Origin of the sequence: Actinomadura macra NBRC 14102 (assembly GCF_001552215.1) — a bacterium.
Taxonomy (GTDB): domain Bacteria; phylum Actinomycetota; class Actinomycetes; order Streptosporangiales; family Streptosporangiaceae; genus Spirillospora; species Spirillospora macra.
Window position 1 is genome coordinate 58,105 of record NZ_BCQT01000003.1, and the last position, 26,652, is coordinate 84,756.

A 26,652-nucleotide genomic window follows, 5' to 3' on the forward strand; every position below is an offset into this window, starting at 1 on the left:
AAAATGGCGCGTTCCAGGTGGTGCTGACGCGATCCATGAGGGCGCGGCCCATTGCGGTGCCGACAAGATGTCATGGGAAAGACCTGACACTATAGCGATTACGGAAGATACTGCCGGGGAAGTGTTAGGTTCGTCGAGTCGTCGAACACGCTCCGGGGCCGGGGGCCTGGCCAGGAAGCCCGGAGCACGACACGAGGTGTCCCGGTGGAGATGAGGTTCTCGCTCGCGCTGCCACGAGAGGCGTTGAGCATTCCGGTGGTTCGCCGAGTGGTGGGTGACTCCCTACGGGGGATGGGTGTTTCCGAAGACTGTGTCGCGGACATCCTCGTGGCCGCCTCCGAGGCGTGCACGAACGTCATCCAGCACGCGCGGGCGTCCGGTGACTACGAGGTCGTCGGGCACCTGGACGACGGCGTCTGCACACTCAAGATCATGGACTGGGGGCACGGGCCCCGTCCGGCTCCCGTGGACCGGGGGGTTTTGAGTGAGTCCGGACGCGGCATTAGGATCATGCGGGCGCTGGTGGACGATCTCAGCATCGACTCCTCGCCCGACCGGGGCACCGTCGTCCACCTGCGGAAGCGCCTGACCTGGCGAGACGAGGCCCTGGTAGGGAACCTCGAACGCAGGCTCATGCACACCGCCGGGTAGATTGGTACGCGCGCGGGGGGAATGCGACGCGCAGCGGGGTGATCGGCGGAGGAGACCCGCTCGTCCAGGCCGCACCTCATTTCGGAGGAACAGAAGAGATGGACGCTGCCCGGGTTGGGGTCATCACCTTCCCTGGTTCCCTTGATGACAAGGACGCCGCGCGAGCCGTACGGCTCGCCGGCGCCGAACCGGTCGCCCTCTGGCACGGCGACCACGACCTGCAGGGCGTCGACGCCGTCGTCCTGCCAGGTGGGTTCTCCTATGGGGACTACCTGCGCGCCGGAGCCATCGCCCGGTTCGCCCCGCTGATGGTCGAGCTGGTCGCCGCGGCCAAAGCGGGCCTGCCCGTCCTCGGCATCTGCAACGGGTTCCAGGTACTGTGCGAGTCGCACCTTCTCCCAGGTGCCCTGCTGCCCAACGCCGGCCTGCACTTCGTGTGCCGGGACCAGCGGCTGAGCGTCGAGAACGCCGACACCGCCTGGACGACCGAGTACCGCGAGGGCCAGGAGCTGGTGATCCCGATCAAGAACGTCGACGGCCGGTACGTCGCCGATCGTGAGACGCTGGCCGAGCTGGCCGGCTCCGGCCGTATCGTCGCGCGCTATCTGGACCTCAACCCCAATGGCTCCCTGGACGATATCGCCGGGATCTGCAACGAGGCCGGCAACGTGGTCGGGCTCATGCCCCACCCCGAGCACGCCGTGGAGTCACTGACCGGCCCGTCCACCGACGGGCTCGGCTTCTTCACCTCGATCGTCAAGAGACTGGTCAACGCATGAGCGAGCAACCGCCCAACGCGTCCGGACGGACGGACCGCGCCCGGGACACCTCGGACGAGCCCTCCATGGAGTGGCTCGGCGAACTCAAGTCCGACGCCGACGACCCTGAGCTGCAGCCGGTCGACCCGTCGGTGACCCAGGCTTTCGAGGCCATGCTCGAAGAAGGCGAGCCCACCGGCCCGCCCCCGGTTCCGTCCGCCCCTCCCGGTCCGTCGCCGGTTCCGCCGGAGCCTGCGGGTGCGCCCGTGAACGCGGGTGTCGGGGCCGTCGCTCCGGCGCACGGCGGACAGCCGTCCCTTGAGATCGCTCCTGAGTTCGCCAGGGCCATTGCCGAGGAGCGGGCCCTCGGCCTGCCGTCCAACCCCTTGGCCGACCCCCTGCGCACCATCGCCGACCCGAACGGCTCGATTGGATTTGGCACCGGCCCGCAGCCCGCCGTTGGGACAGGAACGGGCCCACAACCCGCCGCTGGGCCTGGCAGCGACCCTTTGGCTCAGGGTGGCCCGGGGACGGGCCCTTTCCCACCCAGCGGCACTGGTACCGGCCCACAGCCTGCGGTAGGGACGGGTACTGGGCCCCAGCCAGCTGTTGGTACCGGTACCGGGCCACAGCCTGCCATTGGTTCGCACGCGGATCCTTTGTCCCACGCTGGTCCGGAGACGGGCAGTGGCCGGCTTCCCCAGGACGGCGCAGGAACTGGTCCCCAGCCCACTGTTGGGACGGGTCCCCAGCCCGCTGTTAGTAGTCCCCAGCCAACTGGTAGCACGGGCACGGGCCCTCAACCCGCCGTTGGGACAGGCCCTCAACCCGCTCTTGGGACAGGTCCGCAACCCGCCGTTGGGACTGGCCCGCAGCCTGCCATTGATCTGAACGCTGATCCGCTGTCTCAGGGGGACCTGGGTACGGGTCCGCAGCCTGCCGTTGGTCACGGCACCGACCCGCAGCCCGCGGTGGGGCACAACACCGGTCCGCAGCCCTCTGTCGGCCTCGGTACCGGTCCGCAGCCCGCCATCGGGGCGGACGAGGCGGACGCGCCCCACTACGCGATCGGTTCGGAGAGCCCGGGGACGGATCCTCAGCCGTCCGGTGAAGGCCCCGGGACGGGCCCACAGGTCGCGCTCGGCGGTTTCAGTGCGGAGCCCCAGCCCGGGACCGACCGGCCGGGCACGGGCCCGCAGCCGGCGCTTGGCGGCCAGGGCACCGGTCCCCAGCCGGCGGTCAGCGGACCGGGGACGAGTCCGCAGCCTGCCGTCGTGCCGGTGGAGCCCGGAACGGACACCGTCGCGATCGCCGCGGCGTCGCCCGACCGGCAGCAGCCGCACGTCGAGCTGGGCATGAAGGACGAGGAGTACCAGCGGGTCCGGGAGATCCTGGGGCGCCGTCCCACCTCGTCCGAGCTGGCGATCTACTCGGTCATGTGGAGCGAGCACTGCTCCTACAAGAGCTCCAAGGTGCACCTGCGCCAGTTTGGCGACAAGGCCCCGCAGACGGACGCGCTGCTCGTCGGCATGGGCGAGAACGCCGGCGTGGTGGACATCGGCCAGGGTTGGGCGGTCACGTTCAAGGTCGAGTCGCACAACCACCCCTCCTACGTGGAGCCGCACCAGGGCGCGGCGACCGGTGTCGGCGGGATCGTCCGCGACATCATGTCGATGGGCGCCCGTCCGATCGCGGTCATGGACTCGCTCAGGTTCGGCCCCGCCGACGCCCCCGACACTCAGCGGGTGCTGCCGGGCGTGGTGGCCGGCGTCGGCGGCTACGGCAACTCGCTCGGCCTGCCGAACATCGGCGGCGAGACGGTCTTCGACGCCTGCTATGCACAGAACCCGCTGGTCAACGCGTTGTGCATCGGCGTGATGAAGCACGAGGACATCAAGCGCGCGGTGGCCCCCGGCCCCGGCAACAAGGTGATCCTCTTCGGTGCGACGACGGGCCCGGACGGCATCGGCGGCGCGTCCGTGCTGGCCTCGGCGACCTTCGACGAGGAGTCGCAGCAGAAGCGGCCGAGCGTCCAGGTCGGCGACCCCTTCATGGAGAAGTTGCTGATCGAGTGCTGCCTGGAGCTGTTCGGCGAGGACCTCGTGGTCGGCATCCAGGACCTCGGCGCCGCCGGGGTGTCCTGCGCGACGACCGAGCTGGCCGCGGCCGGCACGGGCGGTATGCACGTCGACCTCGACACCATCCCGCTGCGGGACGAGACGCTCCGCCCTGAGGAAATCCTCATGAGCGAGTCGCAGGAACGCATGATGGCGGTGGTCACGCCGGACAAGGTCGACCGCTTCATGGAGATCTGCGGCCGCTGGGAAATCCCGGCGACCGTCATCGGCTCGGTCACCGACACGGGCCGGCTGGTCATGACGTGGCGGGGCGAGACGATCGTCGACATCCCGCCGGTCACGGCCGCCGACGAGGGCCCGGTGTACGAGCGCCCGTACGAGCCGCCGCAGGACCTCGGGGCGCTCCAGTCCGACACGCCAGGACGACTCACCCGCCCGTCCAATGGGGACGAACTGCGCCGCACCGTCCTGTGGCTGGCAGGTTCCCCCAACCTCGCCAGCAAGACATGGGTGACCTCGCAGTACGACAGGTACGTCCTGGGCAACACGGTGCTGGCGATGCCCGACAACGCGGGCGTCGTCCGTATCGACGACGAGTCGGGCCTTGGCATCGCCTTGTCCCTGGACGGCAACGGCCGTTATACGCGCCTCGACCCGTACTCTGGCGCCCAGCTCGCACTGTCGGAGGCGTACCGCAACGTCGCCGCCACAGGTGCCCGACCCCTCGCCGTCACCAACTGCCTCAACTTCGGCTCCCCCGAGGACCCGGGCGTGATGTGGCAGTTCGCGCGCGCCGTCGAGGGCCTGGCCGACGCGTGCCAGTACCTCGGCGTCCCGGTGACGGGAGGCAACGTCAGCTTCTACAACCAGACCGGCACCACGCCGATCAACCCGACCCCGGTCATCGGTGTCCTCGGCGTCCATGACGACGTACGCCGTCGCGTGAACATGTCCCTCACGTCCGACGGCGCCACGATCGCGCTCCTCGGTGAGACGCGCGAGGAGTTCGGCGGCTCGGAATGGGCGCATGTGGTCTACGGCCACCTGGGCGGCCTCCCTCCGCTGGTCGACCTGAAGGCCGAGGCGGCGCTGGCCGGCGTCATGGTCCAGGCCGTCCGGGAGGGACTGGTCACCGCGGTGCACGACCTGTCGGACGGCGGCCTCTCGCAGACGCTGGTCGAATCGTGCCTGCGCGGCGGCCTCGGCGCGCGGATCACCCTGCCGGGCGACCCCTTCGTCTCGCTGTTCAGCGAGTCGGTCGCGCGGGCGATGGTGGCGGTGCGCTCGGGCGCCGAGGCGCGTCTCGCGGCGCTGTGCGAGGCGGCGGGGGTCCCGGTCTCCCAGATCGGCGTCGCCGGCGGCGATTCGCTCACCGTGACGGGCCGCGGCCCCGAGGGCGAGCAGCAGGAGCTCTTCGCGATCCCGCTGGCCGAACTCCGCGAGGCCCACGAGCGGATGCTTCCCAGCTACGCCAACTGACCCGAATAACCACAAAGGGCGCCCCGTCCAACCCGGGGCGCCCTTTACTGCGTTCAGCGCGTCCTGAAAGCCCCCTGGACGCTCCTGATGCCATGCCACGGCCGGAACGCCGAGTTGCCCGCCTCACGAGACGTCCCGAACGGCAGTGTCTCGAGAAGGGGCGGGGTCAGAACACCGAGACGTGGACGTGGTCGTAGTGGTTGGCGGTCACTCCGCCGCGGTTCTCCATGCTGCGCCAGCCGGGGCTCCGCAGGTCGTAGATGCGCTGCCGCCAGATGATGTACTTGATGCCGAGAGCGCTGGCGTGCGCGATCGCGTAAGCGGCGGTGCGGTCGCCCAGGGACTGGGCGCTGCCCGTGGCCATCTGGCCGCCGGTCGTCACCATGAAGTCGCAGGCGTGGCCGGTGCCGTGGTCCTGCGGGTCACCTGTATTGCGGACGCACCCGATCGTCGGATACGGCCCTGTCTCCAGGTCAAGGGTGTTCTTGACCTTGAGCATTCGGGGGGTGACGCCGCCCATGCCGATGCTGGGGGACTCGGGCTTGTACTTCTTGACCAGCTTCCGGATGCGGTCCTTCTCCGCGAGCAGGTCTTTGATCTCCTTCTGCAGTGCCGCGATCTTCTGCTGGGCCTGCCTGCGGGCCTGGTCCTGCTGGGAGACCAGGGACTGGATCTGCTCGACCTTCGCCGCCTTGTTCTGCGCGAGGTGGCTGACGAGGGTGACGTTGCTCAGCAGCTCGGACGGGTTGTCGCTGGCCATGATGGACACGGTGGGGTCCTGGCCGTTCAGCATGTACTGGGACGCGGCCATCTGGGCGACGAGCCCGCGAGCCTCGGTGAGGTCGGTCTGCAGGAGTCTGGACTTGTCCAGGGCCTCCTTGGCCGCGTACTGCGCGTCCTTCAGTTTGGCGAGGTCACCGCCGTACGCCTTGTCGAGCTTTTCGATCTGGGCGTTGAGCCGGCTGAACTTGCTGCTGTCGCCGGGGTCCGCGGCGAGGGCGTTGGCGGACGCGAGAGCGGCGGCGGGTGCCGCGGACGCGGATGGGACTGCTCCGCCGGCCAGGGGCAAGGCGGTGACGATGGCCGCGAGGGCCACGGTGGCGCGCCGGAGGGTGGAGGTGGGGGTCTCCACGTCTTCTCCTCTCCTCATGGGCCTACCGGGTTAGCTGACGGGTTCGGGCTGGAGTGTGCCCTATCACGGACCGGCAGGTCCGCGAATTCACCCCGGCCGGGTCGTCCCGGCTGGTGGGTCCCCGGTTCCCGGGCTCGCGCCGCGGGATTCGGCCATCTGTCCGGCTGACCCGCGACTTTCGGGCGGGGCTGCCGGACGGTTGTGAAATGGACTGTGATCGGGACCGTCCGTTGCCTCGCCAAGATTAGACCCCAGCGGCGCGTCGGACGGGCCCGAAGCCCGGGAAGCCCGGCCCCCTTGCTGGGAGCCGGGCTATCTTATGTGACGGGAATCACAATTTGCCCTTGTAGAGCAACCTGTTCGCCTGCCCGCGCAGCCGTCCGACGGCGTTCTTGGTGGAGTTGTCGTTCAGCCACTTCTGCACGGTCGGGAAGGTCGCCTTGGGGTGGGTCGTCAGGTAGAGCGCCGCGACCCCGCTCACGTAGGGCGTGGCCATCGACGTTCCGCTGATGGACTTGGAACCGCCGCCGGGCCAGGTGGAGGTGATGCCGTAGCCGGGCGCGTTGATGTCCACGCACTTGCCCCAGTTGGACCAGTCGGCGCGGTTGTCGTAGACGGTGGTCGCGCCGACCGTCATGACCCAGCTCGCGCTGGCCGGCGAGGTCTGGCAGGCGTCCATGTTGTCGTTGCCCGCGGCGACGGACACGAACACGCCCGACTTGGACAGGTTCGCGACCGCGGTGTTCAGCGCCGCGGACTTCGGCCCGCCGACGGACATGTTCGCGACGGCCGGCTTGGCGGCGTGGGTGCGCAGCCACTGCGCGGCGGCGACGAGGTTGGACATCGCCCCGGTGCCGTCGCAGCCGAGGACGCGCAGCGCCCGCAGCTTGACGTTCTTGGCGACGCCGTACGTCTTCGACCCGATGATGCCGGCGACGTGCGTTCCGTGCCCGTTGCAGTCGTTGCCGTCCGGGAACTCGCTCGCCTTCCACGCGACGGCCGCACGTCCGCCGAACTCCTTGTGGCCGACGGCGAGGCCGGTGTCGATGACGTACGCCGTCACGCCCGTTCCGGTGGCGGTGTAGGTGTAGGTCTTCGACAGCTTCCGCCCGCGCTGGTCGATGCGGTCCAGGCCCCAGGGCAGCGGTGCGCGCTGCGTCTTGGCCGCGAGCTTGACGACCTGGTCCTGCTCGATCGCGGCGACGCGCTTGTCGCGGCGCAGCTTGTCGAGCTGGTCGCCGGTGAGCCGCGCGGCGAACCCGTTCAGGACGCCGTCGAACCGCTGGACGCCGGCCGCACGTACGTTCTTGGCAGTGGCATCACTCGACGCGCCGTCCTTCAGCGTGACGATGTACCGGCCGGGCAGCGGAGTGCCCTGGGCGGCCGTCACCTGGACGGACGACGGGGAGGAATCGGCGGTGAGGACCGGAAGCGCCGCCGCGCCACCCACGCATGTCGCGACCGCGCCGGCCAGTAGGAGCCTTCGGTGGACAGCCCGCAAGGCGTCTCCTTCTGTCGAGAGGGCCCGCGCGAGGCGGAGCCCCGTCGGGGGGTTGGGGGGTGCGGGGAGGTCGAGACTTCGACCGATGGGAACCTTAGCGGATCTATACAGAAATACGCCGCTAAATCGGTCACCGATACCGGTCATGGCGTACAACTGTGATCTACGAAAGACGGCTGAACCGTGACGGATTCGTCATTTGCGGCATCCACTCGGCCGCGACCGGTTCTTGATCTTCGGGCCTGCCCTGGAGCGGCGGAGTTCTGCTTTGCGATCCCGAACGGCCGCGATCCGACCACGCTTCACGAAGACCGATGAAACCGTGACCAGGCCGAAGGTTCTCCGACATGGTCGAGCCGCGACCAGGATGACCTTCTCCAAGACGGCCGGGCCCGCGCCCCGTTGATCTTCTCCGGGACGGCCTGAACGCGGCCGGGCCCGGGACCCTGGAACGACCTGAGCCGCGGCCGGGGGGAGGTGCTTGGACGGCTGAGCTGTTGCCGGGTTGATGATTCTCCAGGACGACTGAGCCGCGAAACGGGTCGAGGTTCCCGGAGAGAGCTGAGTTGCCGGCCGAAGGTTCCCGGAACTCGGGGAGACACGGCGGGACGCGGCGTCCGGAACGAGCCGCGCCCCAACCGACATGGGTCTTCGGGAACGGCTGACCCACGGCCGGGAGCGTTAGGTTTCTGGGGTGGCCGAGTTGCGCGCGAACGGGGAACCTCGGGTGCGGCTCAGCCGCGACTGAGCCGACCGGAGTAGCCCAATTGCGTCCCTGGTCTGCTCCAGGTGTACTGCAGCGTTCCGTCCGGCTGGCGGGACACGCGCACGGTTCCGCTGGTGCACGGCTTGGGGACGGCCAGGTTCATGTTCAGGGAAGCCTCTGTCCCCTTGCTCAACGTCAGCGTCCCGGTGCAGTTCTCCCGCGGATAGACCGCGCGCGCGGTCGTGCCACCGGTCTCGAACGTGACCTCGATGGGGAACGAGACATTGCGGTTGGTGTTGACGACCGTCCCCTTCCACGTCCCGGCGAACGAGGCCGGAATGGTGGTCACCGGACGGTTGTCCGACGCGTTGGTCTGGTCCGGGGGCGGCCCGGTGTCGTCCGCCTTGAGTTGTGGCCACAGCACCAGCGTGATGATCGCGATGCCGACCCCGACCCCGATGGTCAGGGACAGCGCGACGCCGAGCACATGGTTGCTCGGACGGCGGAGCCTGCCCAGAGCCAGCGCCACCGGGGACTGGTGCTCGCCGCTCTCCCCCGGGGGCCGCAGCCCTGGAATCAGGTGCGGCGCCGATTGCCTGGTCGGTTCCGTGTGGCCGGCCGGCCCCTGCAGGTCGATCGACTCGAACGCCGTCGTCTGATCGGGGGCCGAACCGAGCGCGTCGAACGCGGTGGTCGCTGCGGAGGCTTCAGAAGTCACCGCGCCGAACGTGGCGGTCGGCTCGAACGCCGCCGGGTCGAGGTCGGTCGCCGAGGGCTCGTTCTTGGGAGGTCGCGTCCAAGACGGCTGGGACGCCCCCGACGGCGGCGAGGCCGGATGCGGCGGCGTCGTCCGCGGCGGCGGGGACGACGGGAAAACAGCCCCCGGCATCGGCTGCCCGAGCGCTTCCGCGTACGAGGCATTGCTGAACGCGGAACCCCGCGGGCGCGGCCCGTCGAACGTGCCCGACGGAGGGTTCGAGGACGGGGGTGACAGCGGGTCAGGCGGCGCGAGCGGGCTCGTTGGACTCGGCACCCCTGGTTCGGCCGAGGCCGAAGGCGGCGCTCCCATGGGCGACCGTTGAGGTGGCCCCACCGGTGGTGGGGCGGAACCAATGCCACCCACTTCTGACTCCGCCGAAGCGTCACCCAACCCCGCCGCGGGTCTGCCTGCACTAGCCAAGGGGCCATTTGCCCCCTTCGACGGGGCGCTCGACCCCGCTGCGCGGACTGAGCCCGCACTCGCAGGGCCGGCGGACGGCGACGGACCGTCTGCGAGAGGAGTGGCCGGTGGCGCGGCAGCCGGAGCAGGCGGCTTCGGGGCTTGGTCCGGCGACGAGGTGGCCCCCGCCGCGAGGGCGCGCCCCTCTTCCACCATGGACGCCGGCATGCGGTCGATGAGATCGCCGCTCTCCTCCAAGAGCCGCTTGAGGATTCGCCTCGCGCTCGGACGCTCGGACGGGGACTTGGCGAACGCGTCCGCCATGACCTCGCGTAGAGAATCCGGAACGGCCGACAGATCCGGGTCGTCATAGACGATCCGCTGCATGATCTCGGACGGCGAGTCCTCCCCGAAGGGAGGCTTGCCGGTGACCGCGAACAGCATGGTCGAAGCCCAGGCGAACACGTCGGCGGCCGGGCCGATGCCCTGGCCGCTGAGCTGCTCGGGAGCCTTGTAAGTGGGATCCTCGGTGACCCGTCCGGCGGGAGTGGCGTTCACGGCCTCCAAGGCGCGGGCGATGCCGAAGTCACTCATCCTGGGCCCGGACCGCCCGAGGAGGACGTTCCCGGGTTTCACGTCATGGTGCAGGGCGCCCGCACGGTGGACTGCCGCGATCGCCACCGCGGTTCCGACGGCCAGGCGTTCGACGACCGCGCCGCCACGCACGCCTTCCTCGTCCACGAGTTGCTGTAGCGAAGGCCCGTCCACCCACTCGCTCACCACATATGGACGGTCGCCCTCCACATCCGCGTCCAGGATCGCCGCCGTGCAGAAGCCGGAGACCTTGCGCGCCTTGGTGAATGAACTGGCGAAACGGGACCGTGCCACAGGTTCGCCGCTCAGCCGGACATGCAAGAGCTTGACCGCCACGACACCGCCGGCCGCGTCCCTGCCGAGGAAGACGGCGCCCTGCTCGCCGACGCCGAGCCGGCCCGTGATCTCGTACGCGCCGAGTCTTCGCGGGTCACCCGGCTGCAGGGGCAGCGCCTCGGGCATCTGACGAACCTCCGTGTCCTGCGGGGACCGCGTCCCCGGCCGTCCCCGTTCCCTTCGCTCCCCCATGCCTGGCACCGGGGTCCATTTTTACCGCCTGCGAGGCGTTCTGCCGCCAGAGCCGCTGAGTCGATCTCAGTCCGTAGCCCAGTAGTGTCGATCGCGATGCCGCGCACACCGCTCTCCTCTGCCGTCCTGAACGAGCAGCGCATCGCGCTCGGCCTGCCGCCCTACAGCGGTACGGACGAGCCCGCTGAGCTGCGCCGTGCAGCCTTCGACACCGTTCTGGCCTCGGTCGAGGCCGGAACCGCCGAGCCGTCCCGTCCGGTCGTTCAGGGAGCGGTGCGGTTCCTGCTCGATCGCCTGGCGGAGCTCGCGCCCGGCCGATCGGTGGAGGTCCGCGTCCCCCCGCACGCCGCCGTTCAGTGCATCAACGGCCCGCACCATACCCGTGGAACCCCTCCGAATGTGGTGGAGATGGATTCCGCCGCCTGGATCGCCTTGGCCACTGGGCGTCTGGCCTGGGCAGATGCACTAGCCACCGGTAGAGTTCGAGCCAGCGGCGCACGCGCGGACCTCTCCGACCATCTCCCCCTTCCCCTGGCCTGACCGGCCCCATCGGGCACTACCGCCCACTCCAGGCCATGGGCCCCGTTGCAACTGCGGCGGTCGCGCAATGGCGCCTCCCCACTTATCCCGCCGAGACAAGCGACCAGGCCCCCACCAGCGTCCCACCTGGCCAAGTACGCAAAGACCCCACGAAACTGAGCGCCGCCCGTCCCCGCCGAGTCCCCGGCCTGTGATTCCCGCCACCCTCCACCCTGACCACTCCGATCAGTCCCGCCCCTGCCGCCCCTGCTGATCGCGCCGACCGGGCTGATCGCGCCGACCGGGCTGATCGCGCCGACCGGGCTGATCGCGCCGACCGGGCTGATCGCGCCGGCCGTGCCGATCCTGGCGATTTCCTGGCTGGATGTCGGGGGGCGAGCGGCGGGGGAGACGGGAGGTCGCGTGGCGGGAGGCATGACCGGGGGTTGGTGGAGTGCGGCTGGGAACGGGTGCTTGGGGGGCGTCAGAGCGGGCGGATGGATTAGTGGGGACGGGCGGAGTGGGTGAAGGGGAACTCGCGTTCTACGCAGGTTCGGCGGGCGGTGTCGGTGGGGTACTTGGAGTCGTCGCCGCATTGGGCGGCTTTGCTCAGCAACCAGGACAGGATCAGGGAGCCGAGGAGCAGGGCGACCGCCGAGAAGATCATGCCTGTCACTGTCAGCCTGCGCTCGGTGTCGCCGCGGAGCAGGGAGATCGTTCCGAGGACGAGGCCGGCGACGGCTGGGAGCACGCCTGCCAGGCAGACGACGAGCCCTACGAGCCCGACGATTCCGAGGATCAGGACCGTTCGCGCCGTGCCGCTTCGCCGCGGCGGCGCCGGAGGCGCGTAGGTCCGGTATCCAGGCATCGTCATGCGTACCTCCCCCTGTCGGGCACCACATTTCCGTGCCCTGCGCGAAGGGCACGGATCCAGGGGGTAAAGGTCGCTTAAGGAGATCCGCCGATCGGAGCAGGTGAACGTGGCAACTAGACTGGCTGACGTGCCTCTTCGTGATGGACGTCTGAGCCACGACATCGACCCCTCCGACCGCCCTCCGCAGGACGCCTGCGGGGTCTTCGGCGTCTGGGTTCCCGCTGACCAGGCGTCGCGGGCCGAGGTGAGCAAGCTCACCTACTACGGTCTTTACGCGCTGCAGCACCGGGGCCAGGAGTCGGCCGGTATCGCGGTCAGCGACGGGTCCCGCATCGTCGTGTTCAAGGACATGGGTCTTGTCGCTCAGGTCTTCGACGAGTCGGTGCTGAACACGTTGCGTGGCCACATCGCCGTCGGCCACTGCCGGTACTCGACCACTGGCGCACCGACGTGGGAGAACGCGCAGCCCACGTTCAGGTCGACCGACGAGGGCGGGCTCGCGCTCGTCCACAACGGCAACTTGATCAACACGCTGGAACTGGCCACCAGGCTGGAGCCGGGAGTGCTGACCGCGACGACCGACACCGAGGTGCTGACGGCCCTGCTCGCCACCCGCGAGCGCGGCCCGGAGGTTCCGGGGCTGGACGAGTCCTCGCCGTTGGACGGGGCGCCGAATGATGGGCCACCGCCGGGGTGCCGAAGTGACAACGGCGCGCGAGCCAACGGACACTCCTCTGCCGTCCGTGGTGAAGTCGTCACGCGGGGTGGCGGGCCGCTGGCGGCGGCGCGGGAGATTCTCCCGGCCACACGTGGTGCCTACTCCCTGGTCTTCATGGACGAGGAGACCCTGTACGCCGCGCGGGACCCCGAAGGCATCCGTCCGTTGGTCCTCGGAAAGCTTGAGGACCGGGGGTGGGTGGTCGCCTCCGAGACCGCGGCACTCGACATCGTCGGTGCCCGGTTCGTCCGGGAGATCGAACCGGGCGAGATGGTCGCCATCGACGGGGACGGCGTGCGCTCCGAGCGGTTCGCCGAGCCGCGGCCCAAGGGCTGCCTGTTCGAGTACGTCTACCTGGCCAGGCCCGACACCACGATCGCCGGACGCAGCGTCCAGGCCACCCGGGTGGAGGTCGGACGGCGACTGGCTCGCGAGCATCCGGTCGAAGGTGACATGGTCATCCCGACGCCGGAGTCGGGGACCCCGGCCGCGATCGGCTACGCGGAGGCCTCCGGGATTCCCTACGGCCAGGGCCTGGTGAAGAACTCCTACGTCGGCCGCACGTTCATCCAGCCGTCCCAGACCATCCGCCAGCTCGGAATCCGCCTCAAGCTGAACCCGCTGCGCGAGGCGATCGAGGGCAAGCGGCTGATCGTGGTGGACGACTCGATCGTGCGCGGCAACACCCAGCGGGCGATCGTCTCGATGCTGCGGGATGCGGGTGCCGCCGAGGTCCATGTGCGGATCTCCAGCCCGCCCGTGGCATGGCCGTGTTTCTACGGCATCGACTTCGCCACGCGCGCCGAACTGATCGCGGGAAACCTGTCGGTCGAGGAGATCCGCGACTCCATCGGGGCCGACTCGCTCGGATACATCTCTTTGGACGAGCTGATCTCCGCATCCCATATCGCCAAGGACAACCTGTGCCGGGCGTGCTTCGACGGCGTCTACCCGATCGAGGTGGAGCGGGATGCCCGGGGGAAGTATCTCCTTGAGGCCACCCGTTCCTGAGCGTGCCTGGGGGTTCTCGGTCGAGAGCCCCCATGGTGGTCGTGCGGTCGTTCGGCCGTCCCGGACCGTTCTCAAGTTCGGCATCGCGTACCAGACCCTTTCCGAGAGGATGAGATGACCTCGTACGAGGCCGCCGGAGTCGACATCGCGGCCGGCGAGCGCGCCGTCGAGCTGATGAAGTCCCGGGTCGCCCGGTCGCGGCGGCCCGAGGTCGTCGATGACGCCAGCGGGTTCGCGGGCCTGTTCGACGCGTCGGCGTTCCTGCGCTACAAGCGCCCGTTGCTCGCCACGTCCACGGACGGTGTCGGGACCAAGGTCGATCTGGCGCGTCGCCTCGGGATCTACGACACCATCGGGCACGATCTGGTCGGCATGGTCATCGACGATTTGGCCGTCTGCGGTGCGGAACCGCTGTTCATGACCGACTACATCGCCTGTGGCAAGGTCGTTCCGGAGCGGATCGCCGACATCGTCGGTGGCATCGCCGACGCCTGCGCCCTCGCCGGTTGCGCCCTCGTGGGTGGTGAGACCGCCGAACACCCCGGGCTCCTCGAAGCGGACGAGTTCGACGTCGCCGGCGCCGGGACCGGCGTCGTCGAGGCCGACGGACTTCTCGGACCCGATCGTGTTCGCCCCGGTGACGCCGTCATCGCCATGGCGTCGTCGGGTATCCACTCCAACGGGTACTCGCTCGTCCGCCACATCCTGGCCACGACCGACCTTCGGCTGGATTCGCAGCCCGCCGACCTTGGCCGCCCGTTGGGTGAGGAACTCCTCACGCCGACCCGCATCTACGCGAAGGACTGCCTGGCGCTGATCGATTCTGGCGGCGTCCACGCGTTCGCCCACATCACCGGCGGTGGCCTCGCCGCCAACCTGGCCCGTTCCCTGCCCTCCACCGTGGACGCCGTTCTGCGGCGTTCCTCGTGGGAGGTCCCTGCCATCTTCCGGACGCTCCAAGCGCACGGCGACGTGCTCCAGCCGGAGATGGACAAGGCCTTCAACCTGGGCGTCGGCATGGCTGCGATCGTCGCCCCCGACAGTGCCGACGAGGCGCTTCGGCTCCTCACCGGTCGAGGCGTCCCTGCCTGGGCGCTCGGTGAGATCGTTCCGGGCACTGGTACCACCACCCTTTCCTGACGCCTCCGCTCTGGAGGCGATGTCACCAGGCTCGTTCAGGCAGCCTGGGAGGAAAAGTAGAACGTCATTCTGTGGATAAGTGGCGGCCGGTGGTCGACGCGGGTCGCTGTTTCGTGGGCGCACGCCTGCCTCGTGCTGCTGAGGCGTGTCCGATTAGGTGCCTCAAGTCCTGGGTGTGGGGGCGGGCGATGTGCGGTGGGCCTGGGGGCGAAGATCGAGGGTGGTCCGGCGAACTTCGGGGGTGGGATGAACGTCGGAACTGTGTGATCTCTTTGTGGGGACGAGCCGAGAAGGCTCAGGAGGGCGCGGCGCGCCTGCGGATGATCCTGGGGAGGGCGAAGCGGTGGGCGGGGCCCTTAGGGGTTCTCGGGGGGCTTGGGGCGTATGCGGTGCTTGCGCCGATGGGGTGGGCTTACGCGGATACGGCCAAGTACCGGTACTCGGTGGAGAAGGTGCCGGACGCGCCGGTGGCGCTGGTGCTCGGGGCGGGAATCTGGGGAGGCCATCCTTCTCCACTGCTGGCGCGACGGCTGGATCTGGCCGCGGACCTTTACCGGCGGGGCAAGGTGAAGGTGGTGCTCGTCTCCGGTGACAACCGCGTCAAGGGTTACGACGAGCCGACGACGATGCGCGCCTACCTGGTGGGGAAGGGGGTGCCGGAGGGCAAGGTCGTCCGGGACTTCGCCGGGCTGGACACCTGGGACTCTTGCGCGCGCGCCAAGCGCATCTTCGGTGTGACCAGGCTGATCGTCGTCACCCAGGACTTCCACCTGCCGCGGGCGGTCGCCCTCTGCCGGGGGCTGGGCATCCAGACCTGGGGTGTGGGCGACGACAGCATGGGCGGCGGGCACACACGAGCCACCGTGCGGGGCTATGTGCGCGAACCGCTCGCCATGATGAAGGCCACGGCGAGCCTCGCACTACGGCCCGATCCGGCACTGCTCGGCCGGAAAGAGCCAGGCGTGAACGAGGCCCTGGCCTCTCCCTGACGGGCCCAAACAAACGCCACTGCCCGGTGCTCCGGGCAGTGGCGCCATGTCACCCGGTCAACCGGAGGTGCCGTCCTTGCGGTCCTCCGTGCCGTAGTCCTCTGCGTAGTCAGCGTACTTCTCGGCGAGCTCGTCATAGGAGTCTTCGCCGGAGTCGTTGACTCCCAGTTCGCTCTTCAGGCGGTCGAGGTCTGTGTTGCCGCTGTTGTACTTGAGCTGTCGGGCAACCTTCACCTGCTTGGCCTTGGCTCGGCCGCGACCCATTGGCTCGACCCCCTCGATGGTCAGGGCTTTCGTGGGCCCATCAACGCGCGCGTGTACCACACGAACCGGTGCCTGATGAGCCATGCGTCAGTCACGGATACAACCGTACCCGTTTTGCGCCCGGCTCGGTACATCGACGGTACGTGGCGGCGCCTTATGTTGCGGAGAACACCAGTGTATCCGGGCTCAGGCTAGGGGTGTCAGGGTCCTGCAACCCACCCGATCGGTGAGATCACCAAGGCCGCCATGGGACGGTTAAGAGGTGTCCATGACGGCCCTGGGGACGCGTCGTTCAGACCAGGATGCCGCGCAAACGACCTATCTCAGACATCCGGCGCTCTGCGAGCCGGTCGGCGGCGACCGCCGGCGGAACGCCCTCGTCAGAGGCCAGAGCGAAGATCTTCCGGGTCGTCTCGAAGATCCGGGTGGCGCGTGCCTTGGCCCGGTCGAAGTCGAAGCCGTCGATCTCGTCCGCCACCTGGATCACACCGCCTGAGTTGACCACGTAGTCGGGCGCGTACAACACGTTCCGGTCGGCGAGGCTCTTCTCTATGCCGGTGTGGGCGAGCTGGTTGTTGGCTGCCCCACAGACGATCCGCGCCTTGAGGGCGGGGACAGAGTCGTCGTTCAGAGAGCCACCGAGTGCGCACGGTGCGTACACGTCGAGCTCGCTCCTGACCATGGCGTCCTTGTCTGGGACGACCTCCACTTCAGGGTGCAGGGTCCGGACGCGTTCGACGGCGGTCTCGTTGACGTCGCAGATCACGACCTCCGCCCCATCCTCACGGAGGTGCTCGACCAGCCTGTGGCCGACCTTGCCGACGCCCTCGACACCGACCCGCCGGCCGCGCAGCGTGGGAGCGCCCCACACGGTCTCGGCGGCGGCGCGCATACCTTGGAACACGCCGAACGCGGTCAGGATGGACGAGTCGCCCGCTCCGCCGTGCTCGACCGTACGGCCGGTCACGTAGCGTGACTCCCGTGCGATGACGTCCATGTCCTCGCTGTAGGTACCGACGTCGCACGCGGTGTAATAGCGGCCGTTCAGTGTCTGGACGAAGCGTCCGTACGCTCTGAGCAGCGCCTCCGACTTGTCGATGGCGGGGTCGCCGATGATCACCGCCTTGCCGCCGCCGAGATCCAGCCCGGCCAGGGCGTTCTTGTACGCCATCCCGCGGGACAGGTTCAGCACGTCGGTGAGCGCCTCCTCCTCGGACCCGTACGGGTAGAAACGGGTCCCGCCCAGGGACGGACCTAGCGCGGTTGAGTAGATCGCGATGATCGCGCGCAGACCGCTGGCCTCGTCCTGGCAGAAGACGACCTGCTCGTGTCGGGGTTCTGTGCCCTTGTGAGGCGACCCGAAGACATTAGGCACGGTAGTGCCCTCCTCTCGTCTTAGATCAGCCTACGGGCGGCCCATGGAGTGACGCCCGTCTATGGACGTTTCCGCCGGGACATGATCAGGGCCCGGCGGGTGGGGTTCGGATGAGGTAACACGCCCGTCTCGGTGGCCGCGACGGCGCATCGTTCCGTCCGGTCCCGTGTCACCATGCGGTGGTGTTTCCGTACGCCGCGTACCTACGGGTATACGAACCGGTGACCGCCTTCCCCGAGCCCGCACGAACCCTCTGGACGGCCTACGCCGACTCAAGGCGGCGTCCGCGGCGGATCCAGGCGCTCGAGGTCGAGCATCGGGCGGCGGCACGCCGCCTCACCGCATCACCGCCCGAGGTCGTTCCGGACCGGGAGAGCAGGGACGCCTACGTACGGCGCTCGGACGACATGATCTTCGTGTGCCCGTGGGAGACCCGGCTGCGCTCCTGGCTGGCCTTCGAACGCTTCCGGGACGAGCAGGCCGCCGATGTGGCGGCCGCATTCGTCCCGCCGACCGTGGCGGAGCTGGCGACCCGCGAGTTCGAGCACTGGAAGCAGTCGGGACGGTCGTTGCATACGCACATTCAGACGAACTTGTGGCATGTCCCGCCGGCGTGGTTCGTGCCCTTCGCGCGCGCGGAGCGGTGCCTCATGTTGGGAGCACCCGGCACCGGGTACCGGACGACGGCCGACGCTTTACAGGAACACGCAGGTCATGGCCCTGCTACGGCGGCCCGTGCGCGTACTCTCATCTACGTCACCTCGATGGGCGAGGCGCGCCGCCGCATAGCGGAGGCCCTGCCCATCGTCAGCGACACTCTCGGTGGCGGGTCGGCGAGCATGACCCTGCTGTCGGCCGGACGGCTGGAGGCCCTCGGCCGATGGCTGGGTGTGTTCCATCCCCGGGCGCTTGTCGAGCTGGACTACGGCGGTCTCGTCCATCTCCTGGACGACCGGACGCTACAGGCGGACGAGTCGGTCGCTGAGATGGCCGTGGCGCTCGCGGCGACGGGGCGCGGGGAGGTCGAGCTCGCCGTCGCGATGTACAAGCGGCTCCTCGCGCGCTGGAGGCCGGTGCGGGCCCTCGAAACGGCGAACTAAAACAAATTTCCCGAATCAGCGCGCGATACGACTATACGTGTCGCTAGAATCACGCAGCGTGACCCATTGCTCATCGAACACGCGCTGCTCCCCGCGTTCGCGGGGATGTTTGCACGCAACTACCGCCAGGAACTTGCTTGTTGCGCTGAGTGGTGGCAAGGTTACACGTTGTGATGTCATAGTGGCTCTTTCGGGCCATAGGGGACATCAGTGACCGCGCGAGGATCAATCGCAGGATCGCTGTCATCGGTCCACGGAGGAGAGGCCGCAAACATGTCAGCACGTACGCCAGAGGCCGAGCCCCTGCTGACGCCGGCGGAGGTGGCGACGATGTTCCGCGTCGACCCCAAGACCGTCACGCGGTGGGCGAAGGCGGGAAAGCTCACGTCCATCCGCACGCTGGGGGGGCACCGCCGCTACCGCGAGGCGGAGGTGCGGGCGCTGCTGGCGGGAATCCCGCAGCAGCGATCGGAGTAGCGGCTCCGACCGGCGGCGCGACCGCCGGAGCACCAGGGGGGTCAGGAGACCGCTGGATGTCCTCGCACGTCGAGTTCGCGCGAAGACGGCTCAGAGGTCTCCTGGACGAACGGCCCGGGACCACGGTCATCCGAGAATCGCGGTCCCGGACCGCACATCGTTATCCGGATGCCCCGCCCGCAACTTGCGGGCGGGACATCCGCATGCCCACCCTGTGAAGGGTGCCTGCCCGACGAGGCACGCCCACGCGTGAAGGGCGCCCACCGATCGGCACGTCGGTCACGAGCCTGCGCTCGCGTCTGGCCCTTTTGTCGAGCTTTGTGGGGGCCGGGTGCTTGGCAAATCAGGGCAGCGCGGGGCATTGGGGTTTTGGGACACAGAGGACGGTCGCGACCACAAGAGGACAGAAAGGGCCCTCAGGCTTGCGGGCCGAGTTCCGCTTGGGCGAGGCGGTCGAAGAGGGCTCCGGTGCCGGGGTCGTGACGGCCGGCCACGTGGAGCATGACGACGAGATGGTCCACCAGCAGGCGTTCCAGTTCGGGACGGGTCACGTCGCGGTTCTCCAGCCAGTCCAGACCGGCGGTCTCCACGGCGGCCATCCATGAACGCAGCGTGATGCGCAGGATGGGCTGCGGGGACTCGACGTCGAGGGAGTGCAGGATGCGGTCGAGCAGGAGTTGTCGAATGCCGTCGACGATCTCGCCGACCTCGCCCGAGCGGTCCGCGGGGCCGCCGCGCAGAAGGGCGGCGTAGCCCGCCGCGTGGCTCTCCACGAAGTCGAAGTAGCGCTCCAGGGAGATCCGCAGGCGTTCCAGGGGCTTGCCCTCGGTGGGCGGTTCGAGCAGGACGGACAGTTGCCTGGCGGCGCTGCCGAGTGCCGCGATGTACAGCTCGTACTTGCCGCCGAAGTAGTGGTAGACCAGGGCGCGGGAGGCGCCCGCCGCGGCCGCGACGTCGTCGATCGAGATGTCCTCAGGCGGCCGGGTGCTGAACAGCTGTAGAGCGGCCTCGATCAGTTCGTCTCGCCGCTCGTCGACGCTGAGCCTGCGGCGCCCTCGCCCGCTTTGCCGGCTCCGCGTCTTCGCACTGGCCACTGCACGATCTCCCACCTGGGCAGCGTATCCGAGGGCGGCGTGAGGCAGACCGCGCGTCTGGACGCCAGGACGGCGCGTTCACCGGGTCGTGATCATGTCAGTGCACGGTTGTGATCCAGAACACCACCGCCCCGAACTGCCATTCGCGGATGCCCGTTACTCACTGTTGCGACGATATGGGGTGAAGGCGAGGCATCATGGCATCTCCTCCCGGAGCGGAGGAGGGCGCGCCGAGACTTCCCCTGCATTGGGTCCGGAGCGCCATGGCGGCAAGTCCTGCAGCCCCCCTGGACGGAGTGCCATGTCAGCTGGCGAAGGAAATCCCCCGCACAACAGGCCGATGCTAGGAGAGGGCGCGGTACCCCCGCCGCGCGACGGTTCCTCTCCCCCGACGCGCGATGAGGGGAGGTCCGTGCCCGCGCCTAAACCGACCATTCGCAATGTCGCCGAGCGGGCCGGAGTGTCGAAATCCCTTGTCTCCCTTGTCATGCGAGGGTCACCGCACGTGAGCGAACGCCGGCGGCAGGCCGTCCTGCAGGCCGCCCGCGAGCTCGGCTACCGGCCCAACGCGGTGGCGCGGAGCCTAGTTGAAGGACGTACGAGATTGATCGGTGCCATCGTCGCCGACTTGCACAATCCCTTCTTCGCCGAGTTCCTGGACGGGCTCCAGGAGAGCTTGCACGGCGCGGGGTTGCGGATGCTGGTCGGCAGCGGACGGTGGGATCCGCTGTTCGAGGCTGAGGCGGTCGAGGCGTTCCTGGAGATGCGGGTGGACGGGCTGGTGTTGCTCAGCGTCGTCCCCGAGTCGCTGAAGGAGGCGGCGGCCAGCGTTCCGGTGGTCGTCGTCGGAGAGCGTGACGTCGTCGGGGTGGACATCGTGGTGGACGATGACGAGCTGGGCGCGAGCCTCGCCGTCGATCATCTCGTCGACCTGGGCCACCGCCGGATCGCGCACATCGAGGGGGCCCGCTCGACGACCGCGCGGTACCGGCGTGCCGGCTATGAGAAGGCGATGCGGCGGCACGGCCTGACGGACGAGATCGTGGTGGAGCCGGGCGACTTCACCGAGGAGGGCGGCTACCGGGCCACCCGTGCGCTGCTGCGCCGTGACCCCCGCCCGACGGCGATCTTCGCGCCGAACGACCTGGTCGCGACGGGCGCGCTGTCGGCGGCGGACGAACTGGAGATGCCGGTTCCGACGCAGCTGTCGATCGTCGGGTACGACAACACGCATCTCGCCGCGATACGGCACATCTCCCTGACGAGCGTGGACCAGCCTCGCAGGGACATGGGCCGGGTCGCCGCCGAGCTGTTGACCGCGCGTATCGGCGATCCCGCGCGGAGTGCTCGGCAGAACCTCGTCGTCCCGCATCTGGTGGTGCGGTCGACGACGGGCCCCGTGCCCGTCCTTTAGTGGCCATGGCCGGATGATGCCCGGCCACCTCCGGTCCCCGCCTTCCCCCCCGGCCCTCCGCCTGCTCCGCGCTCCCCATCTTCGTTCCACCCATGGCGACGGCCGGTCGCGCGTATGCGCACACGACGTGCCGCCCGCGGGGTCGATCGTCCCTCGAACTGGTGCGCCCCCGGTAAGGGCACGGCCAAGCCTGCCGCATTCGCCGCGTCCGGGACCGTTGTCGGGGGGTTAATGGATTCACCGTTCGGCGGGTCGGGGAAGCGGGCCGGGAGACCGGCTCCGGGCGGCCTCGGGAGAGGCCGCCCGAGTGGGCTCCGCCGCGCGGACACGGGGAAGGGTCATGTTCACCCAGGGGGGTTCAGCTCGTGCGTGATCCGGAGTTGGTGTCGTGCGCGCAGCGCGCGGCGAACGAATTGGAACGCGCCTGGTCGGAGTGGCGGCACGCGCGCGGGCTGGCCGAGCAGGTCTCGGAGTCCGTCGCGAGCTACGTCGCCCATTCGATCGACCATCCGTGGGGGCGTCCCCGCGTGGTGCTGGGCCTGGACGCGGACGAGGCGCGCGCTCTCGCCGCGCTGCTCGGCAAGGAGGACCCGCTCCGCTGACCCATCGCGCCGGTCGCCTTCGCTGATCACGCCGAGTGGTTGGTCTGGTGTGGCGTGGCCGCTCCAATTCCTGGAACCGCGTTTGACGAACTCCTGTCGGTGTGCAGACTGTCAGGGTCGGTAACGAAGTCATCACGGAGGACGGCCTGTGCGAATCCATCGAGGCGGCCCGGCGGTCGCCGGTCTCGCGCTGTGCCTTGGCGTCCTCGCGGCGTGTGGCGGCTCGTCCGGCGACGGCTCGGCGAAGGGCGACGGGGCGGCCCCCCCGACCGTGGGAGGCACCACACCGCAGAGTGCGGCGGGCGAAGACCCGGCGGAGCCCGAGGCGGTGGACGGCTCTTCGCTGCGCGGCAAGGTGATCGTCCTCGATCCCGGGCACAACGGGGGCAACGCCTCGCATCCGTCCGAGATCAACAAGCAGGTGCAGATCGGTAATGGCAGCAAGGCGTGCGATACGTCCGGTACGAGCACGAATGCCGGTTATGACGAGCACGCCTTTACCTGGGACGTCTCGAACCGGCTCGCCAGGCTGCTGCGGGCCAAGGGCGCGAAAGTGACGCTGACCCGCAAGAACGACACCAGCGTCGGCCCATGCATCACCGAGCGCGCCGCCATCGGCAACCGGCTGGGCGCCGACGCCGCGCTGTCGATCCACGCGGACGGCGCGTCCGCGTCCGGCCACGGGTTCCACATCATCGAGCCGATCGCCGTGAAGGGGCACAACGCCAAGGCCGTGCCCGCTTCGCTCAAGCTGGGCAAGGCCCTGCGGGACGCCTACCACTCGGGTACCGGCGTCCCCTACTCCAACTATCTCGGTGAGAACGCCCTGGACCGGCGCAGTGACCTCGGCGGGCTGAACCTGTCCACGGTGCCGAAGGTCTTCATCGAGTGCGGCAACATGCGCAATGCGGGCGACGCGGCCAAGCTGTCCAGCGCCCCGTTCCGGCAGCGCATCGCCGACTCCCTGGCCAAGGGTTTCGCGTCCTACTTCAGCTGACCGCGTCGCCCCCGTCAGGCTTTGACCTCGCGCAGGCGGCCGGTCTCCACCTCGTAGACGAAGCCGCGCACCTGGTCGGTGTAGGGGATGAACGGGTCGGACCGGACGCGTCCGATCGACTGGCGGACGTCCTCCTCCAGGTCGGCGAACGCCTCGGCGGACCAGTCGGGCTTGAGTCCGGTCTCGCGCAGGATGTCGGCCTTGAACGCGTCGTCAGTGAAGGTCAGCATGCCGCAGTCGGTGTGGTGGATCAGGATGACCTCACGGGTGCCGAGGAGCCGCTGGCTGATGGCGAGGCTGCGCCGCTCATCGGCGGTGATCACGCCTCCGGCGTTGCGGATCACGTGTGCGTCGCCCTCGCTGAGACCGAGGACGCCGTACGGGTTGAGTCGCGCATCCATGCAGGCGATGACGGCGACGCCCTTGCCGGGGGGCAGGGGAAGGTCGCCCTTGTCGAAGGAGGCGGCGTAGCGTTCCGCGTTGGCGAGGAGTTCGTCCGTCACGCTCATGGTGGTTCCGTTCGCTCGGGCCCGATGCCTGGACTGCCGTCCAGGATTTCCAATTAAAACGGTAGAGTCAATGGGTAACACGGTGAGGACTCGCCGTGAGTGTGCCCTGGCCGCGGATGGGGCGCGGGCGAGCCCAGCGGCGGGCAGGATGGGCGGATGCCTGATCTTCGTGCGCCCCTCGATCGTGTCCGTGCCGTCCTGGACGAGGCGGGCTACACCGTGGACGGTGTGCGTGGCCTGCTCGGTCCCGTGGCGGGCGGGGCGCTGGCGCGCGACGAGATCGTCCCGGCGCTGCGGGCCACCGGGGGCGGGTCCCCGCTGGAGGCGCTGACCCGGTTGTTCTGGCTCCAGGTGCCCTTGGACGCGGCTGAGCCCTCTGCTCACGTGCTTCCCGTGGACGCTCTCGTCAAGGCCGGCCTGGCGGAGGTGTCAGGCGGTGAAGTACGGGCGTTGCTGCACGTGGAACCGCTGGAGGTGCCGGGGGTGCCGCGCTCGCCGGGGGTGCCGGCGAGCGGAGGCGGGGACGGGCACGTCGGGTACGTGGTCTCGGATCTCAAGGTGCGGCCCGGGTCCGGGGGCGTCGTGCCGTCCGATCATGTGGTGGGGGCGGGTGGCGCCTCGGGCAATCTCGCCCAGCTGGTTATCCACAAGGCTGTGGATAACATCCTCGATCTCGGGACGGGATGCGGCGTGCAGGCGGTGCACCTGGCGGCGCGGAATCCCGCGGCGCGGATCACCGCGACGGACGTCAATCCGCGCGCCCTGGAACTGTCCGCGATGAGTCTCGCGCTCTCCGGCGTGGACGGTGTCGAACTCCTTGAGGGCTCGCTCCTGGAGCCCGTCCAGCGGCGCCGGTTCGACCTGATTGTCTCGAATCCGCCGTTCGTCGTCGCACCGCCGGGCGAAGATGGCCGGCGGTTCACCTACCGGGAGTCCGGGCTGCCGGGAGACGACTTCTGCCGGCGGCTCGTCACCGAGGCGCCCGCGCTGCTGAACGACGGCGGACACCTCCAGATGCTGGCCAACTGGCTGCACGTCGAGGGTGTGCCGTGGGACGAGCGTGTCGGCGCCTGGGCGGAGGAGTCGGCGTGCGAGACCTGGGTCGTCCAGCGGGACGTGCAGGACCCGGCGGAGTACGCGGAGTTGTGGCTGCGTGATTCCTGCGAGGCCGGGACGCCGGAGTACCGTGCCCGGTACGAGGCGTGGCTCGATCACTTCGAGCGCTGGAAGGTGACCGGTATCGGCTTCGGCTGGATCACGTTGCGGCGCTCCGCGGCCGACCGGCCGGCCGTCAGGGTGGAGGAGATCCGGCATGCCGTCGAGCAGCCCGTCGGGGCCTACGCTGATCATGTACTGGACGGGCTCGCCGTGGCGGAAAGGTTTTCCACAGCCTGTGGAAAGTCGGTGCTCCGTACGTCGCCCGGGATCGTCCAAGAACAGATCGGTGAGCCCGGTGCCGAGGACCCGGAGCGGATCGTCCTGCGGCAGTCCGGACGGCTGAGGCGGGCGGCCGGCGTGGGCACGGTCGAGGCCGCGCTCGCCGGCGTCTGTGACGGCACCCTGCCCCTGGCGCCCTTGCTGGACGCGATAGCCCAGCTCACCGGCATGGATCCGGACCAGGTGCGCGCGCACGCGTTCACCGTCCTGCCCGAGCTGATCGCGGACGGCTTCTTCGAGATGCCCTGACGTGCCTTGAGGCACGCCTGCGCTGAGACCCGTTCCGGGACGTGGCCTCAACAAACGACCGTGGTCGGACGACTGTCTCCACGGCGTCGCCCAACTCAGCGCCTGCGTGTCCGCGGCGCGTTCGGCGTCCATGACCGGACCGTGGCCCCACCGATCTGCGGCGATGCCCGACCCCGCGACGGCAAGGCGCAAGGGCCGCGCCGGTGTCAGGGGTGGCGGGCGGCGGAGATCGTGGGGAAGGCGCTGGCCCGCAGGCGGCGGGAGAGGCCGCGGTTGAGCCGGTACGCCCACAGGGGGCCGCCGTAGATCATGCCGGTGTAGCCCTGGACGAGGGTGGCGCCGGCGCGGACGCGCTCCCACACGTCGTCGGCGGTCTCCACACCACCCACCGACACCAGGACGAGACGGTCGCCGGTGCGGGCGCGCAGGCGGCGCAGGACGTCCAGGGAGCGGTCCTTGAGCGGCGCGCCGGACAGGCCGCCGGTCTCCCTGGCCAGAGCGGGCGCGCTGCGCAGGCCCTCGCGCCCGATGGTGGTGTTGGCGGCGATCACGCCGTCCAGCCCGAGATCGAGGGCGAGGTCGGCGACGGCGTCGATGTCCTCGTCCGCGAGGTCCGGGGCGATCTTGACCAGTAGCGGGACGCGGCGTGCGGACGCGCGGTCGGCGGCCTCGCGGACGGCCGTCAGCAGCGGCCGCAGATGCTCGACCGCCTGGAGGTCGCGCAGGCCAGGGGTGTTGGGGGAGCTGACGTTGACGACCAGGTAGTCGGCGTACGGGGCGAGGCGCTCGGCGCTCGCCACATAGTCGGCGGCGGCCTCGGCCTCCGGGACGACCTTGGTCTTGCCGATGTTGACCCCGACGATGGTGCCCGGGCGGCGGCGCCGCAGCCGCTGGGCGGCGGCCTCGGAGCCTTCGTTGTTGAAGCCCATCCGGTTGATGACCGCCCGGTCGGGGACGAGGCGGAACAGCCGCGGGCGCGGGTTGCCCGGCTGCGCGCGCCCGGTGACCGTGCCGACCTCGACATGGCCGAACCCGAACGCGCCGAGCGCCTCGTAGGCGACGGCGTCCTTGTCGAACCCGGCGGCGAGGCCGAGCGGGCTGGGGAAGTCCAGCCCCAGCGCCCGGACGGCGAGCGCCGGATCCCGTGGCGCGAGGGCGCGCCGGAGCGCCGGCGCGGCCCCCGGAAGCGCCTGGATCGCGCGCAGTGCCCGCAGCGTGAGGTGGTGGACGGTCTCCGCCGGCACCCGGGTAATGATCAATGAGAACAGAAGTCGATACATCGCCCGCCAGTATCCCA

Annotated in this window: 22 protein-coding genes and 1 riboswitch; of the genes, 13 read left to right on the forward strand and 9 right to left on the reverse strand. The window is 69.5% G+C overall.

The genetic code is table 11. The features are described 5' to 3' along the window. Positions 1-210 precede the first annotated feature (210 nt). From AMA02S_RS03970 to purL, 3 genes are all read left to right on the forward strand, one after another. Positions 211-651, forward strand: a complete 441-nt coding sequence (locus tag AMA02S_RS03970) for an ATP-binding protein (RefSeq protein WP_281181840.1) — start codon at positions 211-213, stop codon at positions 649-651. A gap of 98 nt (positions 652-749) precedes the next feature. Continuing rightward, positions 750-1,430 carry a phosphoribosylformylglycinamidine synthase subunit PurQ gene (gene purQ / locus AMA02S_RS03975; protein ID WP_067451719.1) on the forward strand — a complete coding sequence of 227 codons (681 nt, stop codon included), beginning with the start codon at positions 750-752 and terminating at the stop codon, positions 1,428-1,430. Between the two features lie 1,253 nt (positions 1,431-2,683). Continuing rightward, positions 2,684-4,966 carry a phosphoribosylformylglycinamidine synthase subunit PurL gene (gene purL / locus AMA02S_RS03980; RefSeq protein WP_067452217.1) on the forward strand — a complete coding sequence of 761 codons (2,283 nt, stop codon included), beginning with the start codon at positions 2,684-2,686 and terminating at the stop codon, positions 4,964-4,966. A gap of 166 nt (positions 4,967-5,132) precedes the next feature. Here the strand turns inward: purL and AMA02S_RS03985 are convergent, their stop codons facing one another. From AMA02S_RS03985 to AMA02S_RS03995, 3 genes are all read right to left on the reverse strand, one after another. Continuing rightward, a complete protein-coding gene (locus AMA02S_RS03985) occupies positions 5,133-6,098 on the reverse strand; it encodes a coiled-coil domain-containing protein (protein ID WP_067451723.1) in 966 nt (321 codons plus the stop codon). Between the two features lie 3 nt (positions 6,099-6,101). Further along, positions 6,102-6,262, reverse strand: a riboswitch (cyclic di-AMP (ydaO/yuaA leader). Positions 6,263-6,429: 167 nt separating this feature from the next. After that, positions 6,430-7,599, reverse strand: a complete 1,170-nt coding sequence (locus tag AMA02S_RS03990) for a S8 family peptidase (RefSeq protein WP_067451726.1) — start codon at positions 7,597-7,599, stop codon at positions 6,430-6,432. Between the two features lie 734 nt (positions 7,600-8,333). Continuing rightward, positions 8,334-10,520 (reverse strand): serine/threonine protein kinase, encoded by a 2,187-nt coding sequence (locus AMA02S_RS03995; protein WP_067451729.1) that lies wholly within the window; start codon positions 10,518-10,520, stop codon positions 8,334-8,336. Positions 10,521-10,682: 162 nt separating this feature from the next. On the opposite strand from AMA02S_RS03995, the gene AMA02S_RS04000 reads away from it, so the two are divergent. After that, positions 10,683-11,126, forward strand: a complete 444-nt coding sequence (locus tag AMA02S_RS04000) for a sterol carrier family protein (protein WP_067452219.1) — start codon at positions 10,683-10,685, stop codon at positions 11,124-11,126. Positions 11,127-11,607: 481 nt separating this feature from the next. On the opposite strand, the gene AMA02S_RS04005 is transcribed toward AMA02S_RS04000, so the two are convergent. Continuing rightward, positions 11,608-11,979 carry an ABC transporter permease gene (locus AMA02S_RS04005; RefSeq protein WP_067451732.1) on the reverse strand — a complete coding sequence of 124 codons (372 nt, stop codon included), beginning with the start codon at positions 11,977-11,979 and terminating at the stop codon, positions 11,608-11,610. Positions 11,980-12,106: 127 nt separating this feature from the next. Here AMA02S_RS04005 and purF point away from each other — a divergent pair, with 127 nt between their 5' ends. The 3 genes from purF (at position 12,107) to AMA02S_RS04020 (ending at position 15,837) form a co-directional block, all read left to right on the forward strand. After that, positions 12,107-13,708, forward strand: a complete 1,602-nt coding sequence (gene purF / locus AMA02S_RS43920) for an amidophosphoribosyltransferase (protein ID WP_245667346.1) — start codon at positions 12,107-12,109, stop codon at positions 13,706-13,708. 114 nt (positions 13,709-13,822) lie between these two features. Beyond that, the gene (purM, locus tag AMA02S_RS04015) at positions 13,823-14,848 is read left to right on the forward strand and encodes a phosphoribosylformylglycinamidine cyclo-ligase (protein ID WP_067451735.1); all 1,026 of its coding nucleotides are present in this window, start codon (positions 13,823-13,825) and stop codon (positions 14,846-14,848) included. Between the two features lie 401 nt (positions 14,849-15,249). Continuing rightward, positions 15,250-15,837: a SanA/YdcF family protein gene (locus AMA02S_RS04020; protein ID WP_245667347.1), complete on the forward strand. Its 588-nt coding sequence runs from the start codon at positions 15,250-15,252 to the stop codon at positions 15,835-15,837. Positions 15,838-15,894: 57 nt separating this feature from the next. Here the strand turns inward: AMA02S_RS04020 and AMA02S_RS04025 are convergent, their stop codons facing one another. Both AMA02S_RS04025 and AMA02S_RS04030 read right to left on the reverse strand, forming a co-directional pair. After that, positions 15,895-16,101 carry a DUF3073 domain-containing protein gene (locus tag AMA02S_RS04025; RefSeq protein ID WP_067451738.1) on the reverse strand — a complete coding sequence of 69 codons (207 nt, stop codon included), beginning with the start codon at positions 16,099-16,101 and terminating at the stop codon, positions 15,895-15,897. 292 nt (positions 16,102-16,393) lie between these two features. Next, entirely contained in the window at positions 16,394-17,476 is a 1,083-nt protein-coding gene (locus AMA02S_RS04030) for a Glu/Leu/Phe/Val family dehydrogenase (RefSeq protein ID WP_067451741.1), read from the reverse strand. Between the two features lie 182 nt (positions 17,477-17,658). Here AMA02S_RS04030 and AMA02S_RS04035 point away from each other — a divergent pair, with 182 nt between their 5' ends. Both AMA02S_RS04035 and bldC read left to right on the forward strand, forming a co-directional pair. Beyond that, positions 17,659-18,576 (forward strand): DUF8083 family protein, encoded by a 918-nt coding sequence (locus tag AMA02S_RS04035; RefSeq protein ID WP_067452224.1) that lies wholly within the window; start codon positions 17,659-17,661, stop codon positions 18,574-18,576. Positions 18,577-18,849: 273 nt separating this feature from the next. After that, entirely contained in the window at positions 18,850-19,053 is a 204-nt protein-coding gene (bldC, locus tag AMA02S_RS04040) for a developmental transcriptional regulator BldC (protein WP_012850682.1), read from the forward strand. 416 nt (positions 19,054-19,469) lie between these two features. Here bldC and AMA02S_RS04045 read toward each other — a convergent pair whose 3' ends face one another. After that, on the reverse strand, positions 19,470-20,162 hold the full coding sequence (locus tag AMA02S_RS04045; protein WP_084264570.1) for a TetR/AcrR family transcriptional regulator: 693 nt from the start codon (positions 20,160-20,162) through the stop codon (positions 19,470-19,472). 325 nt (positions 20,163-20,487) lie between these two features. On the opposite strand from AMA02S_RS04045, the gene AMA02S_RS04050 reads away from it, so the two are divergent. The 3 genes from AMA02S_RS04050 to AMA02S_RS04060 all read left to right on the forward strand — a co-directional run bounded on the left by AMA02S_RS04050 (position 20,488) and on the right by AMA02S_RS04060 (position 23,160). Next, positions 20,488-21,561, forward strand: coding sequence for a LacI family DNA-binding transcriptional regulator (locus AMA02S_RS04050; RefSeq protein ID WP_439951579.1), 1,074 nt, complete (start codon positions 20,488-20,490; stop codon positions 21,559-21,561). A gap of 365 nt (positions 21,562-21,926) precedes the next feature. Beyond that, complete coding sequence (locus AMA02S_RS04055) at positions 21,927-22,163, forward strand: hypothetical protein (protein ID WP_067451750.1); 237 nt, start codon at positions 21,927-21,929, stop codon at positions 22,161-22,163. A gap of 148 nt (positions 22,164-22,311) precedes the next feature. Beyond that, complete coding sequence (locus AMA02S_RS04060) at positions 22,312-23,160, forward strand: N-acetylmuramoyl-L-alanine amidase (RefSeq protein WP_369688373.1); 849 nt, start codon at positions 22,312-22,314, stop codon at positions 23,158-23,160. 14 nt (positions 23,161-23,174) lie between these two features. Here AMA02S_RS04060 and AMA02S_RS04065 read toward each other — a convergent pair whose 3' ends face one another. Further along, on the reverse strand, positions 23,175-23,669 hold the full coding sequence (locus tag AMA02S_RS04065) for a beta-class carbonic anhydrase (RefSeq protein WP_067451753.1): 495 nt from the start codon (positions 23,667-23,669) through the stop codon (positions 23,175-23,177). 156 nt (positions 23,670-23,825) lie between these two features. Between AMA02S_RS04065 and AMA02S_RS04070 the strand changes: the two genes are divergently transcribed. Beyond that, positions 23,826-25,355 (forward strand): DUF7059 domain-containing protein, encoded by a 1,530-nt coding sequence (locus tag AMA02S_RS04070; protein ID WP_067451756.1) that lies wholly within the window; start codon positions 23,826-23,828, stop codon positions 25,353-25,355. A gap of 206 nt (positions 25,356-25,561) precedes the next feature. On the opposite strand, the gene AMA02S_RS04075 is transcribed toward AMA02S_RS04070, so the two are convergent. Beyond that, complete coding sequence (locus AMA02S_RS04075) at positions 25,562-26,635, reverse strand: quinone-dependent dihydroorotate dehydrogenase (protein WP_067451759.1); 1,074 nt, start codon at positions 26,633-26,635, stop codon at positions 25,562-25,564. Positions 26,636-26,652 lie beyond the last annotated feature (17 nt).

Bases quoted from the DNA above. Each gene is read 5' to 3' on its own strand.
- purQ (WP_067451719.1), top strand. From the start codon at position 750: ATGGACGCTGCCCGGGTTGGGGTCATCACCTTCCCTGGTTCCCTTGAT.
- AMA02S_RS04065 (WP_067451753.1), bottom strand. From the start codon at position 23,669: ATGAGCGTGACGGACGAACTCCTCGCCAACGCGGAACGCTACGCCGCC.
- AMA02S_RS04075 (WP_067451759.1), bottom strand. From the start codon at position 26,635: ATGTATCGACTTCTGTTCTCATTGATCATTACCCGGGTGCCGGCGGAG.
- AMA02S_RS04050 (WP_439951579.1), top strand. From the start codon at position 20,488: ATGCTAGGAGAGGGCGCGGTACCCCCGCCGCGCGACGGTTCCTCTCCC.
- AMA02S_RS04070 (WP_067451756.1), top strand. From the start codon at position 23,826: ATGCCTGATCTTCGTGCGCCCCTCGATCGTGTCCGTGCCGTCCTGGAC.
- purM (WP_067451735.1), top strand. From the start codon at position 13,823: ATGACCTCGTACGAGGCCGCCGGAGTCGACATCGCGGCCGGCGAGCGC.
- AMA02S_RS04005 (WP_067451732.1), bottom strand. From the start codon at position 11,979: ATGACGATGCCTGGATACCGGACCTACGCGCCTCCGGCGCCGCCGCGG.
- bldC (WP_012850682.1), top strand. From the start codon at position 18,850: ATGTCAGCACGTACGCCAGAGGCCGAGCCCCTGCTGACGCCGGCGGAG.
- AMA02S_RS04020 (WP_245667347.1), top strand. From the start codon at position 15,250: ATGGGGTGGGCTTACGCGGATACGGCCAAGTACCGGTACTCGGTGGAG.
- AMA02S_RS04000 (WP_067452219.1), top strand. From the start codon at position 10,683: ATGCCGCGCACACCGCTCTCCTCTGCCGTCCTGAACGAGCAGCGCATC.
- AMA02S_RS03970 (WP_281181840.1), top strand. From the start codon at position 211: ATGAGGTTCTCGCTCGCGCTGCCACGAGAGGCGTTGAGCATTCCGGTG.
- AMA02S_RS03995 (WP_067451729.1), bottom strand. From the start codon at position 10,520: ATGCCCGAGGCGCTGCCCCTGCAGCCGGGTGACCCGCGAAGACTCGGC.
- AMA02S_RS04025 (WP_067451738.1), bottom strand. From the start codon at position 16,101: ATGGGTCGCGGCCGAGCCAAGGCCAAGCAGGTGAAGGTTGCCCGACAG.